The organism is Ureibacillus suwonensis (assembly GCF_042655065.1).
Classification (GTDB): Bacteria; Bacillota; Bacilli; order Bacillales_A; family Planococcaceae; genus Ureibacillus; species Ureibacillus suwonensis.
The window spans coordinates 1-837 of the sequence record NZ_JBHSNQ010000109.1 but is presented as its reverse complement, the minus strand read 5'-3'; the positions used below and the strand labels follow the sequence as shown (position 1 = coordinate 837).

1 protein-coding gene is annotated in these 837 nt (G+C 38.2%); it reads right to left on the bottom strand.

Annotated elements, in window-relative coordinates; genetic code table 11:
* Positions 1–250 precede the first annotated feature (250 nt).
* Positions 251–837, bottom strand: a 587-nt coding sequence (locus tag ACFPOH_RS10905; RefSeq protein WP_390309650.1) for a transposase, incomplete at its 5' end; no start/stop codon positions are given.

The following is an 837-nucleotide window of genomic DNA, read 5'->3' as shown; positions in this document are numbered from 1 at the left end:
TCCTCCAAAGTATTCAAATGCATTTTCATGCATTCGAATCATATCGGAAGTACGAAAAGGTCGATCGAGCCATTCTACATATTTATATCTTGAATGTGATAAAACAAATGCGATAAAATACAACTTTAAAACAAATGAGCTGTTGTGTCAACAGCTCATTTCAGACTGTCGACAAACCCCAACTCAAATGCTTCATTTGAGTTGGGATTTGTCTTTTTTTGCTCATCATTTTCTAAGATTCTTCTCTTATTTAGGCTGGACATGGTCTTTTCCATGTCCAGTTTGCCATTTTCTTTAAGTTCATGGCAGCAAAAGTAAGCATCGCTTGCATGGACAATTTTCCCAGTCCCCGAAGGGTTGTCCATCGCATGCCATGCTTCTCTTTTCCATCGGCAAAGACTCGTTCAATCGTTTCTTTGCGCTTCTCATATATGTTTTTATTGATCTCTGTATGCCTTAAATGATCCGCTTCTTCCACATAATGTTCCCAAATGTGGCGATGAATGAATTTGATATGATCTTTATTTTGGGTACACTTTTCTAAGAACGGGCACGTTTTACATATTTCCGGATTAGAAGCGTACTGTCGATATCCTTCTCTTGTTGTTGTTCGGTATTCAAGAATTTGGTTGTTTGGGCAGATATAACAATCATAATGTTCATCGTATACATACTCATACTTTTTAAAGAAACCGTCTTTTGTTCTTGGTCTTGTATATGGCATGACTGGACGAATCTCTTTATCCAATAGACTTTTCGCATTCGCTGGGGTTTTGTATCCGGCATCTACGGCTACTGCAGTTGGTTTGCCTACTTTTTCGATGACTTGTTCGAGTA